We start from the raw sequence: 16,055 nt of genomic DNA, 5'->3' as shown, positions 1-16,055 counted from the left end.
CGCCGCGTCTACAGTCACTTAACGGTTACTTGATTCGCGGTAGTAGGGGTCGGCGACCACGGGCTCTCCGTCCGTGTACGTGTACACCTCGCGCCCGGACACGAACACCCGCAGCGCCCGGCTCATCACGTCGAGCGGGTCCCCCGACCAGATGACCACGTCACCGTCGAGCCCGGGACGCAGGGCGCCCACCCGATCGTCGAGGCCCATGATGCGGGCCGGGTTCAGGGTGATGGAGCGCAGCGCCACGTCCGGGTCCAGCCCTTCCTTGACCGCGAGCGTGGCCTGGTGGACCAGGAAGTGGATCGGCACGACGGGATGGTCGGTGGTGATCGCCAGCTCGACGCCCGCCCGCGCCAGGATGCCGGGGTTGCGCAGCGAGCGGTGCCGCAGCTCCACCTTCGACCGGCTGGTGAACAGGGGGCCGATGATGACGGGCACGTTCTTCTCGGCCAGGGTGTCGGCCAGCAGGTGCCCCTCCGTGCCGTGGTTGATCACCAGGCGGTAGCCGAACTCGTCGGCGAGCCGCAGCGCGGTGGCGATGTCGTCGGCCCGGTGCGTGTGCTGGCACCAGGGCAGGTCGCCGTCGAGCACGCGGACGAGGATCTCCAGCGTGCCGTCGCGGTCGAACGGCTTGCCCTCCTCCTCGGCGGCCGCCCGCTTGGCCTTGTAGTCCTGCGCCTTCATGAACGCGTCGCGGATCACCGCGGCCACGCCCTGCCGGGTGGAGGGCAACTTCTTCTGGTCGCCGTAGACCCGCTTGGGGTTCTCGCCGAGCGCGCTCTTGACGCTCGTCGGCTCCTTGAGCACCATCTCGTCCACGGTCCTGCCCCAGCACTTGATCGCGACCGTCTGCCCGCCGATCGGGTTGCCGGAGCCCGGCTTGATCACGGCGGTGGTCACGCCCCCGGACAGGGCGTCGGCGAAGGCCAGGTCGGCGGGGTTGATGGCGTCGAGGGCACGCAGGCGAGCGCCGTTGGGGTCGGTCATCTCGTTGGTGTCCTGACCGGCCCACCCTTCGGCCTCCTCGTGCACGCCCAGGTGGCCGTGGGCCTCGACGAAGCCGGGCAGCACCCAGCCGCCCGCGGCGTCCACCACGGGGGTCCCCTCGGGCACGGCCACCTCCCGGCCGACCGCGGCGATCTTCCCGTCGACGATGAGCACGGTGCCGCCCTCGATGGGGTCGCCGTCGATCGGTACGACATATCCGCTGGTAATAGCAAGATTCATGAGTCGTAACCTACAGGTGGGCGGGTAGTGGGCCTCCAGGACTCCCGACCGGTACGAACGCCGGCTCGACAGGTGGAACGGTGACGTCGACCTCGCCCGGGAGCTGGCAATAGGCTGATATCTCCGCATACGTACGGGGAGAAGATGCATGTCGCAGGAGTACGGGCCAGGCGCGGGGCCGAGCCCTCAGTCACTGGGTGACGAGGAGCTCTCGCGCCTGCTGAGCGCGCAGCGGTTCGGCGCGCTGGCCACCACCAAGAGCAACGGCCATCCGCACCTGTCCACGATCGTGTACACCTGGGACCCCGATCGGCGGGTGGTGCGGATCTCGACCATCGCCGACCGGCTCAAGGTGCGCCATCTCCACGAGCAGCCGCGCTGCGCCCTCTACGTCGCCAGCGACGACTTCTCGTCCTACGCCGTGGCCGAGGGCCGGGCGGAGTTGTCGCCGGTGAGCACCGAGCCGGGCGACGAGATGGGCCGGGAACTGCTGGAGATGCAGCCGCCCTTCGCCGAGCCGGCCGACGCGCAGGCGTTCCTGCGGCAGATGGTCGCCGACCGGCGGCTGGTGATCAGGCTGAGGGTGTCGCGGCTGTACGGGACCGCTCTGCCCATGCCTTCCGCCTAGCCCGCCGCCTGTTGTAGGCCACGGTCGCGATCACGGCCAGCACGAGCACCACGTCGATGGCCGCCGACCAGCGCATGGCCGCGGCATGGGAGTCGCCGGCGGCGACCGCGAAGAAGACCGCGCCGATCACCGCCACGCCGCCGGCCCCCGCGAACTGCTGGGCGGTGCTGAGGATGCCGGACCCGATGCCCGCCTGGTGCGGCTCGACCTCGATCAGCGCCGCCCCGATGAGCTGCGGCAGGACCAGGCCGTTGCCGGCGCCGACGAGCATGAGCGCGACCATGACGGCCGGCAGGCCGCCGCCGGCCGAGACGATGAGCAGGCCGAGACCGAGCAGGGCGACAGCGCCGCCGATCATGACGACGACCAGGCCGTGCCTTCTGACGAGTCTCGTCCCCAGGAGCGAGGTGACCGTGAACAGCACCCCCATCGGCGCGAACGCCAGCCCCGCCTCGAACGCCGTCAGCCGCATCCCGCCCTGGAGCAGCAGCGTCAGCGTGAACATGAAGGACGCGAAGTAGGCCATGAACGCCACGATCGACCCGACGCCCGCCAGGTAGGAGTGCACCCTGAGCAGGGCCAGGTCGAGCACCGGCTGCCCGCCGCGCGCTGCGAGCGCGTGCTGCCGGCGCCAGGTCAGCACGAACACCGGCACGCTCGCCGCCATGCAGATCCAGGTCCAGAGCGGCCAGCCCAGGCTGTTGCCGAGGCCGAGCGGCACCAGCACCAGCGCGAGGGCGGCGGCCAGCCCGGCCGCCCCCGGCAGGTCGAGCCGGGCGCGGCGGGAGGTCTTCACCTCGGGCAGCACCTTCAGGGCGAGCGGCACGACGACGAGGCCGACGGGCAGGTTGACGAGGAAGACGGCCCGCCAGCCGAGGCCGAGCACGTCGGCGGAGAGCAGCAGCCCGCCCAGGACCTGCCCGGCGATCGAGCCGAGGCCGCCGGCCGCGCCGTACCAGCCGAGCGCGCGCGCCCGCTCCTCCGGCGGGTACCCGGCCGAGATCGTGGCCAGCACCTGGGGCACCATCGCGGCGCCCGCCAGGCCCTGGAGCAGGCGGGCGGCCACGAGCTGGCCCGGGTTCACGGCCAGGCCGCACAACACCGACGCGATCGTGAACGCGATCACGCCCCAGACGAACATGCGCCGGTAGCCGTAGCGGTCCCCGAGCCGGCCGCCGGTGATCATGCCGGCCGCGTACGTGAAGGCGTAGCCGGCGACGATCAGCTCCAGGGCCGCCGGGCCGGCGTGCAGATCCCGCTCGATGGACGGGGCCGCCACGTTGACCACGAAGAAGTCGAACTGGGCCATGAACCACGCCGACAGAAGAACCGCCAATTTCACGACTTTCATCCTAAAGCCCCATGAATCCCCGGAAAGCACCGGACCCTTGCCAGCCCGGCGACCCAGGCTTACGATCCGCCTAATTGTTAGGAAACTTTCTTTAATGGAAGGACTCTGACGTGCGCCGATTAGCAATCTTCCCGATCGCCATTCTCGTGATCAGCACGCTGTGCGGGATGCCGGCCCAGGCCGCCAGCCGCCTCGTCGCCACGTTCGCGTTGTCCGGCACCACGGGCACGTTCGTCGTGCACAATCCGGGCACGACCGCCGTGACCGGCTGGTCGATCGTCTTCGACCTGCCCGCCGGAGTCACCGCGGGCAACCCCCAGCACGCCACCGTCCGGCAGAGCGGCACCAAGGTCACGCTGACCCCCGCCTACTACATCGGCACCGTGCAGCCGGGCCGCGACACCGAGCCGTACAGCCCCAAGGTCACGCTCAGCTCGGCGGTCCAGCCGGTGAGCTGCCTGATCAACGGCGCGAACTGCGACGGCAGCGGCGGCGATCCGCCCGCGCCGCCGCCGGTCAGCGCCACGTACGAGGTCAGCGGCACGGCCGCCAAGTTCGTGGTGGCCAACAACGGGACCGCCGCGCTCAACGGCTGGACGATCGTCTTCGACCTGCCGGCCGGGGTCACCGCGGGCAACGCCCAGAACGGCTCGCTCAGCCAGAGCGGCCGCACGGTGACGCTGACGCCCGCCCACTACAACAGCACCGTGAACGCGGGCGCGACCACCGAGCCCTACAGCCCGTCCTTCACCCTCAGCACCGCGAACGCCGAGCCGGCGAACTGCCGGGTCAACGACGTGAACTGCGACGGCACCCCCGACACGCCGCCGGGCGCGCCGGGCAACCCGCGCTCCCCCGTCAGGACCACGAAGACCGTCTCGCTGGCCTGGGACGCGGCCACGCCGGGCAGCCTGCCGATCATCGGGTACGAGGTCTACAACGGCGCCGCCCCCGCCGCCTCGGTGACCGGGACCTCGGCGACCGTCACGGGGCTGACGCCCTCGACCGCGTACACGTTCACCGTCAAGGCCAAGGACCGCAAGGGCACGCTGTCACCGGCGTCCGCGCCCCTGCAGGTGACCACCCGCGATCCGGCCGACGACACCCAGCCGCCGACCGTGCCGACCGGCCTGCGGAGCACCGCCAGGACGTCGTCCACCGTCACGCTGGCCTGGACGGCATCAACCGATACTTCCGGCATCGCGAACTACGACGTATATATCGGCACTTCTGTCGCGGCGACCGTTACTGGCACTACGGCGGTCATTTCCGGCTTGTCGCCTTCGACCGCGTACACGTTCACCGTCCGGGCGAGAGACCTGTACGACAACGTCTCCGCGGCCGGCGCGGCGGTGCAGGCGACGACGGCGGACATCGTCGAGGCCGGCTACGCCCGCGTCGGATATTTCGTGCAATGGGGCATCTACGGCCGCCAGTACTTCGTCCGCAACCTCGACACGACCGGCGCGGCCGCCAAGCTCACCCACATCAACTACGCCTTCGCCAACATCGACCCGCAGAACCTGACCTGCCTGCAAGGCGTCACCAAGGGCACCACCGCCAACCCGCAGGATCCGAACCAGGGCGACGGCGCGGGCGACGCCGAGGCCGACTACGGGCGGCCGTTCGGCGCGGCGCAGTCGGTGGACGGGGTGGCCGACACCGGCTGGGAGAAGCTGCGCGGCAACTTCAACCAGCTCAAGAAGCTCAAGGCCAAGCATCCGCACCTGAAGGTGCTGATCTCGCTCGGCGGCTGGACGTACTCCAAGTACTTCTCCGACGTCGCGGCCACGGACGCGGCCCGCAAGAAGTTCGTCTCGTCCTGTATCGACGTCTACATCAAGGGCAACCTGCCCGCCTACAACGCCGCCGGCGGCGCTGGGACGGGCACGGGCATCTTCGACGGCATCGACCTGGACTGGGAGTGGCCGGGCGCCGAGGGGCACGCGGGCAACCACGTCAGCCCGAACGACAGGGCGAACAACACGCTGCTGATCGCCGAGTTCCGCCGCCAGCTCGACGCGCTGACGGTCACGACGGGCAGGCGGTATCAGCTCACGGCGTTCACCCCGGCCGATCCGGCCAAGATCGCGGCCGGCTGGGACCTCCCCGAAGTCACGAAATATCTGGACATCTTCAATGTGCAGGGGTACGACTTCCACGGCGCGGGCAGCGACAACTCCTGGGAACCGAACCGCACCGGCCACCAGGGCAACCTCTACCTGGACAGCGACAGCCCGTACGACCCGGACTTCAGCGTCGAGAAGGCGGTCGACGTCTACCTCCAGGCCGGGGTGCATCCCCGCAAGCTGACCATCGGCCTGGCGTACTACGGACGCGGCTGGCAGCAGGTGCCCGACGGCGGAAAGTACGGCGAATGGCAGCCCGCCGGCGGCGCCGCCCCCGGCCAGTTCCAGGAGGAGGCGGGCACCCGCGGCTACAGCAACCTGCTGGCCATGGTCCCCGGCTGCACGGTCCGGCATGACGAGCAGGCGGTGGCCACCTACTGTCACACCGGCGGCACCGGCCAGTGGTGGACGTTCGACGACGCCTGGTCGATCGGCAAGAAGACGGCCTGGTTGCGGAGCAAGGGCCTGCTCGGCGCGATGATCTGGGAGATGTCGGGCGATCCCGGCGTTCTCACCACTGCGCTGGACACGGGTCTCAGGTGAGCTGAGCGGGGCGGGGGCGCCAGGTCCCCGCCCCGCGTGTCGAATGCTCACCGGCCGGGCATCCCCGCGCTACTCTGCGCTCAACTGCCTGTCACGGGACGGAGTCATCGTCGAGTCGTCTGTCTCTCCCCCTCGTAGGAGACCCATGCTCCGGCGATTCGCCCTCGTCATCGTGACCGCCCTCTCCCTCTCCCCCATCGCCTCCCCCGCCTCCGCCACAACCGCCACCAGCGTCAGCTCCCCTGCAACCGTGACCAACGTCGCCGAGCGGGACACCACCGCGACCAAGGTCGCCCCGCGGAACACCACCGGGAGCGTGACCAACCTCGCCCACCGGGGCGCCGCCGCGGGCGTGATCAACGTCGCCCACCGGGGCGCCTCCGCGTACGCGCCCGAGAACACGCTCGCGGCCTTCGGCCTGGCGGCCGACCAGCGCGCCGACATGTTCGAGCTCGACGTCCAGGAGACCAAGGACCACGAACTGATCCTCATGCACGACACCACACTGACCCGCACGACCGACGTCGAGCGGGTCTTTCCGGATCTGTCCCCGTGGAACACCGGCGACCTCACCCTCGCCCAGGTCCGCAAGCTGGACGCCGGCTCCTGGCATTCCGGCGACTACACCGGCGAGCCGGTGCCCACCCTCGGCGAGGCGCTGCGCGAGATGGGCGGCTCGGGCCTCGGCCTGCTGCTGGAGGTCAAGTCGCCGGAGCTCTACCCGGGCATCGAGGCTCGCATCGCCGACGAGCTGCGCAACAACCCGGGCTGGCTCCGGCCGGGGCGGGTGGTGGTGCAGTCGTTCGCCTGGGATGCGATGCGCCGTTTCCACCGGTTGCTGCCGAACGTACCGATCGGGCTGCTCGGCACGCCGACCTCAGCGCAGTTGCCCGAGCTGGCGTCCTTCGCCGACCTCGTCAACCCGCAGCACACCACCCTCACCGCCTCCTACGTCCGGCGCGTGCACGGCCTCGGCCTGCGGCTTCTCGCCTGGACGGTGGACGATTCGAGCGACATGCGCCGGATGCTCGGCTATCGGGTGGACGGCATCATCACCAACCGGCCCGACGTCCTGTCCGGCCTGCTCGGCGCCTGAACCCGCCCGGCCCCTGAGCCCGCTCCCAAGCCCACCGCGCCGCCAGCCCCAGTACCAGCGAATATCCGGCGAACATGCCCAGCATCAGCACCACCATCGCCTGCTCCGGCAGTCCGCTCGCGTCCATCGAATAATCGATCACCGCCACGTAGTCCCGTTCGGCACGGTGCCACACCGCGTACACGATGAGCTGCACCACCGGACTCACCACGAACCCGGTCACCACCACGGTCATGAGCAGCCACGCGGGCCCGCGCCGAGCGGCCAGCAGAGCGACGGCCAGCCACACGACCACCTGCGTGAAGATCACCCCCGAGATCGCGACGAGCACGTTTCCCCACAGGTCGGGAACGTTCCGGTGATAGTCCAGGCAGCAGTCGAACCCGACGATCATGTCCTGGTTGCCGAGGAGTTTGGCGACCACCACCTGACCGAGCCGGTGCCAGAGGTACGCCAGAACCCCGATCACCAGAGCGCACCCAGCGACGCGCCTCATGCTACGAGCATGGCCGACACCCCTGCGCCGGATCCAGCCGCTGGCCGCACCTGGCCACCAGACGACATCACACCCCAAACCCGGACGCCCCACCCCGTAACCGGTCACCCACGAACGAGGGGCACCGAACACCCCGTTGCCCCTCGAACCATCGGCACTGGGGCAGTGCACTTATTCGGAGGGTGTGATCTTCCCTCGGATCAGGTGCCGTCGATCCAGTACTTCTGCAGTCTGACGATGGCCTCGTCCTTGCTCATCGCTGCGACCGTCATCTCGTCGAGACCCACCCTTGAGATCAACATGAAAACGAGATCGGCGGGCAACGCCTCCGCCGGTAGTTCGGGCGCTCCGCGATCGGGTTTCACGTCATTCTGAACACACGCACCAGAACGTCGTCTCATCCACCTGAAGCTGATCACGGAGAATATGACTCCAGATACCTGGACCATAGGTACTGCGATCGACCGGCTGAGAGATCCGGGTGCTCAGTATCCTGCCGTCAGGAAGATCGAGCTCATACGTGACGTGGTGGGCGACCTATAGCCGTCGAAGTGAATGACGGCCATGGCGGCACCTCCAGCGTTAGTTGCTCCAGAGTGCCATCCTGATAAGTACGCCAAGTACTTGACGTACTTATGACTCGCGAGAGTGACTCGTAACGTTGTGTGCGATACGACCACCGTCAGCCACAGCACAGGGCAGGGAGCCGAGAAGATGCAGGCGCCCTGCCCTGACCAGGTGTTTCTCGCTCTCTACGCCCGAAGCTAGCTGCACCCGCTCGTGGAGCCGCAACCCTCACAGACGTAGCAGCTTCCAGCCGGGCGCATCTTCGTCCCGCAGGTCATGCAGAGCGGCGCGTCGGCCGTGAACCGCTGGTGGCTCTCCAGCGTCAGCTCCTTGCCGACCGGCTCCGCCGGCTGCTCGGCCGCCGTCTCCTTCGGCTTCTCCTCGATGGGCGCCGACTGGGCCAGCGCCTCCCGGTCCACCGCCTCCTGCAGCGCGGCGGGGTCCTCGCCACGCTGCTGCGCGGCCCGCTCCGTCGCCGAGAAGATGCCCAGCGCCGCCCGCTCGTCATAGGGCAGGTGGTCGAGGGCCAGCCGGCGGAAGATGTAGTCCATCACCGAGGTGGCCATCCGGATGTCCGGGTCGTCCGTCATCCCGGCGGGCTCGAACCGCATGTTCACGAACTTGCTCATGTACGTCTCCAGCGGCACGCCGTACTGGAGCCCGATGGAGATCGCGACGGAGAACGCGTCCATGACGCCCGCCAGCGTCGATCCCTGCTTGGACATCTTGAGGAAGACCTCGCCGAGCCCGTCGTCAGGGTAGGACGAAGCGGTCATGTAACCCTTGGCGCCGCCGACCGTGAAGCGGGTGGTCATGCTCGGCCGCTGGTTCGGCATGCGCCGCCGGGTCGGCCGGTTGACCTCGATGACCTTGACCTCAGGCTCCTGGACGGCGACAGCCTTGGGTTCTTCCTTCTTGGAGCCGTTGCCCACCGACAGCGGCTGGCCGACCTTGCAGTTGTCGCGGTAGACGGCCAGAGCCTTGAGCCCCAGCTTCCAGCCCTGCAGGTAGACCTGCTCGATGTCGTCGATCGTGGCCGACTCGGGCAGGTTGACCGTCTTGGAGATGGCGCCGGACAGGAACGGCTGAGCAGCCGCCATCATCCGCACGTGGCCCATGGGCGCGATCGCCCGCTCGCCCATCGCGCAGTCGAACACCTCGTAGTGCTCCTGACGCAGGCCCGGCGCGTCGACGACGTGGCCGTGCTCGCCGATGTACTCGACGATGGCCTCGATCTGCTCCTGCTGGTAGCCGAGCTGCTTGAGCGCGCGCGAGATCGTCTGGTTGACGATCTGCATGGAGCCGCCGCCGACGAGCTTCTTGAACTTGACCAGCGCCAGGTCCGGCTCGATGCCGGTGGTGTCGCAGTCCATCATCAGCCCGATGGTGCCCGTGGGAGCCAGCAGGCTGGCCTGGGCGTTGCGGTAGCCGTTCCGATCGCCGATCTTGAGGCAGTCCACCCACTGGCGCGACGCCTCGGCGTGGATCTTGGCGTCCATCGAGCCGACCGCCCGCAGGTCGTCATTGGCCGCCGCGTGCTTGCGCATGACGCGCTTGTGCGGCTCCGCGTTCCGCGCATATCCGTCGTACGGGCCCACCACGCCGGCCAGTTCGGCGCTACGGCGATAGGACACACCGGTCATCAGCGACGTGATCGCCCCGGCCACGGCCCGTCCGCCGTCGGAGTCGTAGGCGTGACCGGTCGCCATGAGCAGCGCGCCCAGGTTGGCGTAGCCGATGCCGAGCTGCCGGTAGGCCCGCGTGGTCGCGCCGATCTTCTCGGTCGGGAAGTCGGCGAACGTGATCGAGATGTCCATCGCGGTGATGATCAGCTCGGTCAGCTTGACGAAGTTCTGGACGTCGAAGGAGTTGTCGTCCTTCAGGAACTTCAGCAGGTTGATGCTGGCCAGGTTGCAGGAGGAGTTGTCCAGGTGGACGTACTCGCTGCACGGGTTGCTGGCCGTGATCCGCCCCGTCTCGGGGGTGGTGTGCCAGTCGTTGATCGTGTCGTCGTACTGCACGCCGGGGTCGGCGCACTCCCAGGCGGCCTTGGCCATCTTGCGGAACAGGCCCCTGGCGTCGACCGTCTCGATGACCTCGCCGGTCAGGCGGGCGCGCAGGCCGAAGTCGCCGCCCGTCTCCACCGAGCGCATGAACTCCTCGGAGACGCGCACGGAGTTGTTGGCGTTCTGGTATTGGACGGAGACGATGTCCTTGCCGCCCAGGTCCATGTCGAACCCGGCATCACGCAGCGCGCGGACCTTGTCCTCCTCGCGCGCCTTGGTCTCGATGAACTCCTCGATGTCGGGGTGATCGACATCGAGGACCACCATCTTGGCCGCCCTGCGGGTGGCGCCGCCGGACTTGATCGTCCCGGCGGACGCGTCCGCGCCGCGCATGAACGACACCGGCCCGCTGGCCGTGCCGCCGCTGGACAACAACTCCTTCGAGGAACGGATCCTGGACAGGTTCACACCCGAGCCCGAGCCGCCCTTGAAGATCACACCCTCTTCCTTGTACCACTCCAGGATCGACTCCATCTGGTCGTCCACGGAGAGGATGAAACACGCGCTGACCTGCTGCGGCGACTGGGTGCCCACGTTGAACCAGACCGGCGAGTTGAACGCGAAGACCTGATGGGTCAGCGCGTGCTTGAGCTCGTGGTCGAAGATCTCGGCGTCCTCGTCGCTGGCGAAGTAGCCGTGCTCGATCCCCGTCCTGGTGTAGACGCCGACGACCCGGTCGACAAGCTGCTTCAGGCTCCACTCGCGCTGCGGGGTGCCCACGGCGCCGCGGAAGTATTTGGTCGTCACGATGTTGGCCGCGTTGACCGACCAGAACGCGGGGAACTCGACACCCCGCTGCTCGAAATTGATCGAACCGTCGCGCCAGTTCGTCATGACGACGTCGCGGCGCTCCCACTTGATCTCGTCATACGGGTGCACGCCCGGCTTGGTGAAGATCCGCTTCATCTTCAGCCCCTTACGCGGACGCCTGCCCCCGCGCTCCACTGAACCGCTGGCCGTCTCCGTCATGACTCCCCCTTCTCCGCCTTCAACTGTGTGATCTCGGCTTCGAAGTCCGCCAGGCTCTCGAAACCGCGATATACCGATGCGAACCGCAGGTAGGCCACCTCGTCGAGCTCCCGCAGCGGGCCGAGAATGGCCAGGCCCACCTCGTTGGACGGGATCTCTGCCGCGCCCTTCGCCCTGATGGCCTCTTCCACCCGCTGCCCGAGCTGCGCCAGCGAGTCCTCACTGACCGGTCTGCCCTGACAGGCCCGCCGCACGCCCGCGACGACCTTGTCCCGCGAGAATGGTTCCGTCACTCCACTGCGCTTGTTCACCATGAGCAGTACGGTCTCCTGCGTGGTGAACCTGCGCCCGCACTCGGGACAGGTGCGCCGACGCCTGATGGCCGCCCCGTCCTCGGTCGAACGGCTGTCGATGACCCTCGTGTCAGGATGGCGACAGAACGGACAATGCACGCTTTCGCCTCCTAAGACCTGATGGGCCACCACACGCGCAGAACCCTCGTCACGGGACGCTCGCGCTCACTCCACGGCTGGCCATGGAGCGGTCACGGAAACACAAGGTGTGGTGAACTACATCGGTGTAACTACTAGATGTTGTGGTCCAACCGTAGAAGCGCGCGACCATGAACGCAAGTTGAGCAACCCCATCGAGCTGAAGTCGCTGATCAGCCCACTGTCCCCGCCGGCCCCGGGCGTGTCGCCGTCAACACGGAGGGCTTGACCGTTGTTCCCGCAGTTGAGGGCGTCACATCCGTTGCTCACGACCTCGTTCGTGAACAAACCTCACAACGCTATCGAACAACCACCAAGACCACTTAGGCCCCCACCACACCCCAGCCCCCACACCCGAACCCACCTACGCTGCACGGTCACTTCGGGACACGCTTCTCGCGCCGCCATCGTCCGCACACCCCGGCCACAGCCCGTGTGCAGCCCCACACCCTCGCACCCGGGACACATCCGAGCGACCCCCAACGTCAATACCCCGGCCACGATCCCCAACGCCCCGCACCCCGGACACCTACGCTCGTGTCACCTTCGTCACATTCCCTGCCGCCCGCCACGCAGGCCCGGGCGGCCGAGTTGGTCACCGTAAGGCTGCGGTGTCGCGCGGGACGTAAAGACGGCTACCGGGCTGAATGATGGAGTCGGCCAGCCCGTTCAGCCGCTTGATCTCCGCCACCACGACGCCAGGATCCCCGTCCTGAGACAGCGCGTCGGCGATCTCCCACAAAGTGTCCCCCTGCTGAACCTCCACCCAAGGCAGCCCCACATGACTGGCCACCACGACCCGCACTTCGGCATGCCCTACCGCCCGCGTGCCAAGCCAGAACCCACCCAGCGACAACATCGCCACGGCCACCACCAGAACGACACGCCCACGGCGTGTCAGCCGCACCGGCGGAGCGGACCGTCGCCGGAGCCGCGCCGCCATTCGCCGATCCCGCCACCCAGCCACGAGCCGACCCCATGGCCCGCCTGTCACGCGCCGACCCCACCGTCGACTCGCCAGCCGCCGCCCTCGCCGCCTCTCCACCCCCCGCTTGTGCTGACCTCGCAGCCCCTCCACCCCACGCTGATCCCGCTGCCCCGCCACCTCACGCTGACGACACCGCCGATTCGCCGCCCGCCACCCTCGCCACCCCTCGACCGAGGCCGTCAGTCCGCCTCCGTCAGACTTCCGGGCACCGGCTGCCGACTTGCCCCCGCCAGAGCCCCGACCACCCACCGCCGGCTTGCCCCCGCCAGACTCCCGGGCACCCGCCGCTGACTTGCCCCCGCCAAAGCCCTGGACACCCATAGCCGACTTTCCCCCACCAGACGTCCGGGCACCCGTCGTCGGCTTGCTTCCGCTGGAGCCCCGGGCCCCCGCTGCCGGCTTGCTTCTGCGGCGGCCGAGGGCCGTTGGCTCGACGCGGGGGCGAGTCGAAGGTGGCCGCCCTCGCGGCACGGTGTCGTCGCTCTCGTCGCCGGAACGCGATGCCGGGTCCTGGTCGCCGGGACGAGGTGGTGGAACCAGCCGCAAATGGGCTCTTCTCCGTTCGCGAGGCGTACCCCCGCCGGAAGAAGAGCTTGCGCGCCTTCCTCCGCCACTCGAACGGAACCCCAACCTCTTGCCTGATTTTCCGAAAGCGCCGGTCTCCGTACGCGTATTGTCTGCACGTCGATCGTTACTCTGCGTTGCGTCGGCGATCAGGGTGAGCTGGTTGACGTCTTCGCTGGTTGTGTCCTTGTTTGTGGGCGTTCGCATGATTGACCTCCTGCCGTGTGGCCTGAGGAAAGGCCGAATAAAGATCAGCAAATCGAACACGGTGTCGATCGAACTCCCGTACGATGTTGTACACCACGCTGGCCACAATTTCGAGGAAGACTCGAACAATTGTTTGAAGATGATCTTCAACAGCGATACGGTCGCTGTGTGCGACATCAGGACCACGGACCGGGAGGTGCGCCGGTGAGGCGGGCCGCCAGGCGAGGAGGAAGAGCATGACCGAGCGGGATGACGCAAACGGGGTCAGCGACCTCGCGGTGCGCCGACGAGACTCCCTGGGCCTCACGCCCAGGCAGCGCAAGATCCTTGAAGTGATCCGCGACTCGGTGCAGCAGCGCGGATATCCGCCCTCCATGCGCGAGATCGGCGAGGCGGTGCAACTGACCAGCACGTCCAGCGTGTCGCACCAGTTGACGGCGCTGCAGCGCAAGGGCTACCTGAGGCGTGATCCGCACCGGCCGCGCGCCCTTGAGGTGCGTCTGCCCGGCGAGCCCGTGCTCTGGGTCGACCCTGAGAGCAGCGACGTGGAGCCCACGGTGAATCGCCCCACGGCGGCCTATGTTCCGCTCGTCGGCCGGATCGCGGCCGGTGGGCCGATCCTGGCCGAGGAGAGCGTCGAGGACGTCTTCGCCCTGCCCAAGCAGCTCGTGGGTGAGGGCACGCTGTTCCTGCTGCAGGTCGCCGGTGACTCGATGATCGAGGCCGCCATCGCCGATGGCGACTGGGTCGTCGTACGCCAGCAGCCCGTGGCCGAGAGCGGTGACATCGTGGCCGCCATGATCGACGGCGAGGCCACCGTCAAGACCTTCAAGCGCAAGGACGGCCACGTCTGGCTGGTTCCCCACAACCCCAACTACGAGCCCATCCCCGGTGACGAGGCGAGCGTTCTGGGCAAGGTCGTAGCGGTCCTTCGCCGGTTGTAGTCGGACGAAGGCTGGGCGCGCGTCCTATCGCCGCGCCGCGCTCCGGCGCGCGCCAAGCTGTAAGCTACCGAGCGGTCAGGTCAGGCCCGACCAGGACGCCGACACGCCGTGAGCCGCCTCGTCCGGACGCGACATGCGGTGGGTAGCCTCGCCCGGACATGACACGCCGTGGGCAACACGCCTTGGGCGGCCTCGCCCGGACGCGACATGCCAGACTCGACACACCGTGGGCGGCCTCGCCCGGACACGACGCGCCCAGGTTGGTCTGCGCAAGGCGCGCCCCTTTGGGCGTAGGCCCGTGCTGCCTTGGCCTGTTACTCCAGGATGAAGCTCGCGTTCCCCCCGAAGCTGCCGGTGCCGTTGTTCTGCTCGACCCACATCAGGCCACCCCGATGGCGAAGGAAGTAGCCGGGGAAGCCCGCCGCCTCCAGCGATACCGTCCCCGACCCGGCCAGGCCGGTGCGGCGCGTGAAGGTCGCGTCGGTGTTGAACAGACTGGTTCCGTCCCTCTTCTCCACCCACACCTCATAGTTGCGATGCCGCAGGTAGTACCCAGGGAAGTTGGTCGATTCGAGCGAGATCGTCCCCGACCCGGACAGGCCCGGGACGAGCCGGAACTGGGAGTCGGCCAGGGGTGAGACGTTGGCCTCCAGACGGCCCCGGAACTCCCAGTGCCGCACCGCCTGCCCGGGCGTGTCGTAGGAGATGAGCCGCGCCGGCGTTGCCCCGTCAGGCACCGGGATGCCGAAGTCAGGGGTGCCGTCCGCACGCCAGTGCACCTTCTGCACCCGAGTGCGCCGGTTGGGATCGTTGAGTGGATCGCCCGTGATGTCGCGGTAGTTGCGGTCGTGGTAGACCAGGATGTCGCTCTGCCCGTCCTCCGAGACGGTGAAGGAGTTGTGTCCGGGACCGTACTGACTGGTCGCCGCGCTGGTGGCGAAGACCGGGTTGGCGCTCTTCGTCCAGGAGGACGCCTGCAGCGGGTTGGCCGAGGCGGAGGCGGTCAGCATGCCGAGGCAGTAGTTGGCGTCGGTGGCGCTGGCGGAGTAGGTGAGGAAGAGCCGCCCGTTGCGCTGCAGCACGGAGGGCCCCTCGGCGACCTTGTAGCCGCGTGTCTCCCACGCCAGCGTCGGCACGGTCAGCCGGGTCGTGGCGCCCGTGATCGTCCACGGGTTGGCGCCCATCCGGGCGATGTACACGTTGGAGTTGGTGGCGATGCCCGGCTCCTGCTGCGCCCACAGCAGATACCGCACGCCGCCCGTGACGAACGTGCTGGCGTCCAGGGAGAAGGTGTCCCACGGCGTGGTGATCCGGCCCCGCTCGGTCCAGGCGCCGGTCAGCGGGTTGGCGCTGGAGCTCTCCAGGACGTACATGCGGATACGCCAGATGTCGTCGGCCCGTCCGGCCGCGAAGTACACGTACCACTTGCCGTTGATGAAGTGGATCTCCGGCGCCCAGATGTGCGCGCCCATCTCGCCGCTGGCGTGCTTGCGCCAGATGACCGTCTCCGGCGCGCCGGCCAGTCCCTGGATGGTGGTGGCCCGGCGCAGCACGATGCGGTCGTATTCGGGGGCGGTCGCGGTGAAGTAGTAGTAGCCGTCCGTGTGGCGGAAGATGTGCGGGTCCGCGCGCTGCGCGGCCAGCGGGTTGGTGTACTGGACGGCGGGCGAGGCGTGGGCGGCGCCCGGGGAGAGCAGGTTGGCGACCATGACGAGCAGCGTAGTCACGACGATGATCAACGGGGTGCGGAGATGAGTGCGTACGCGGGGCATCGGCCCGTCCTTTC

General features: G+C 68.4%; 11 protein-coding genes. 4 read left to right on the top strand and 7 right to left on the bottom strand.

The features are described 5' to 3' along the window. Nucleotides 1-18 precede the first annotated feature (18 nt). A complete protein-coding gene (locus tag ACWD0F_RS19205) occupies nt 19-1,230 on the bottom strand; it encodes an amidohydrolase (RefSeq protein ID WP_449877138.1) in 1,212 nt (403 codons plus the stop codon). Nucleotides 1,231-1,378: 148 nt separating this feature from the next. Here ACWD0F_RS19205 and ACWD0F_RS19200 point away from each other — a divergent pair, with 148 nt between their 5' ends. Further along, nucleotides 1,379-1,858 carry a TIGR03618 family F420-dependent PPOX class oxidoreductase gene (locus tag ACWD0F_RS19200; RefSeq protein ID WP_449877136.1) on the top strand — a complete coding sequence of 160 codons (480 nt, stop codon included), beginning with the start codon at nt 1,379-1,381 and terminating at the stop codon, nt 1,856-1,858. Here ACWD0F_RS19200 and ACWD0F_RS19195 read toward each other — a convergent pair. Further along, the gene (locus ACWD0F_RS19195; protein ID WP_449877135.1) at nt 1,803-3,200 is read right to left on the bottom strand and encodes an MFS transporter; all 1,398 of its coding nucleotides are present in this window, start codon (nt 3,198-3,200) and stop codon (nt 1,803-1,805) included. The two genes, ACWD0F_RS19200 and ACWD0F_RS19195, sit on opposite strands and share 56 nt — an antisense overlap. 119 nt (nt 3,201-3,319) lie before the next feature. On the opposite strand from ACWD0F_RS19195, the gene ACWD0F_RS19190 reads away from it, so the two are divergent. Beyond that, on the top strand, nt 3,320-5,881 hold the full coding sequence (locus ACWD0F_RS19190; RefSeq protein ID WP_449877133.1) for a glycosyl hydrolase family 18 protein: 2,562 nt from the start codon (nt 3,320-3,322) through the stop codon (nt 5,879-5,881). Nucleotides 5,882-6,026: 145 nt separating this feature from the next. After that, nucleotides 6,027-6,977 carry a glycerophosphodiester phosphodiesterase gene (locus tag ACWD0F_RS19185; protein ID WP_449877131.1) on the top strand — a complete coding sequence of 317 codons (951 nt, stop codon included), beginning with the start codon at nt 6,027-6,029 and terminating at the stop codon, nt 6,975-6,977. On the opposite strand, the gene ACWD0F_RS19180 is transcribed toward ACWD0F_RS19185, so the two are convergent. The 4 genes from ACWD0F_RS19180 to ACWD0F_RS19165 all read right to left on the bottom strand — a co-directional run bounded on the left by ACWD0F_RS19180 (nt 6,934) and on the right by ACWD0F_RS19165 (nt 12,473). After that, on the bottom strand, nt 6,934-7,473 hold the full coding sequence (locus ACWD0F_RS19180) for a hypothetical protein (protein WP_449877129.1): 540 nt from the start codon (nt 7,471-7,473) through the stop codon (nt 6,934-6,936). The genes ACWD0F_RS19185 and ACWD0F_RS19180 overlap by 44 nt on opposite strands. Nucleotides 7,474-8,237: 764 nt before the next feature. Beyond that, on the bottom strand, nt 8,238-11,075 hold the full coding sequence (locus ACWD0F_RS19175) for a vitamin B12-dependent ribonucleotide reductase (protein WP_449877128.1): 2,838 nt from the start codon (nt 11,073-11,075) through the stop codon (nt 8,238-8,240). After that, complete coding sequence (gene nrdR, locus ACWD0F_RS19170) at nt 11,072-11,527, bottom strand: transcriptional regulator NrdR (protein ID WP_449877126.1); 456 nt, start codon at nt 11,525-11,527, stop codon at nt 11,072-11,074. Before nrdR ends, ACWD0F_RS19175 begins: the two co-directional genes overlap by 4 nt. Nucleotides 11,528-12,161: 634 nt before the next feature. Continuing rightward, complete coding sequence (locus ACWD0F_RS19165; protein ID WP_449877124.1) at nt 12,162-12,473, bottom strand: LysM peptidoglycan-binding domain-containing protein; 312 nt, start codon at nt 12,471-12,473, stop codon at nt 12,162-12,164. A 1,088-nt stretch (nt 12,474-13,561) separates the two neighbouring features. On the opposite strand from ACWD0F_RS19165, the gene lexA reads away from it, so the two are divergent. Beyond that, the gene (gene lexA, locus ACWD0F_RS19160) at nt 13,562-14,269 is read left to right on the top strand and encodes a transcriptional repressor LexA (RefSeq protein ID WP_449877123.1); all 708 of its coding nucleotides are present in this window, start codon (nt 13,562-13,564) and stop codon (nt 14,267-14,269) included. 314 nt (nt 14,270-14,583) lie between these two features. Here lexA and ACWD0F_RS19155 read toward each other — a convergent pair whose 3' ends face one another. Then, nucleotides 14,584-16,041 (bottom strand): family 43 glycosylhydrolase, encoded by a 1,458-nt coding sequence (locus ACWD0F_RS19155; protein WP_449877121.1) that lies wholly within the window; start codon nt 16,039-16,041, stop codon nt 14,584-14,586. Nucleotides 16,042-16,055: the final 14 nt, after the last annotated feature.

Source organism: Nonomuraea sp. NPDC002799 (assembly GCF_053592075.1).
Note: the sequence above shows the minus strand (reverse complement) of the source record. Positions and strands in the feature narration are given on the sequence as shown.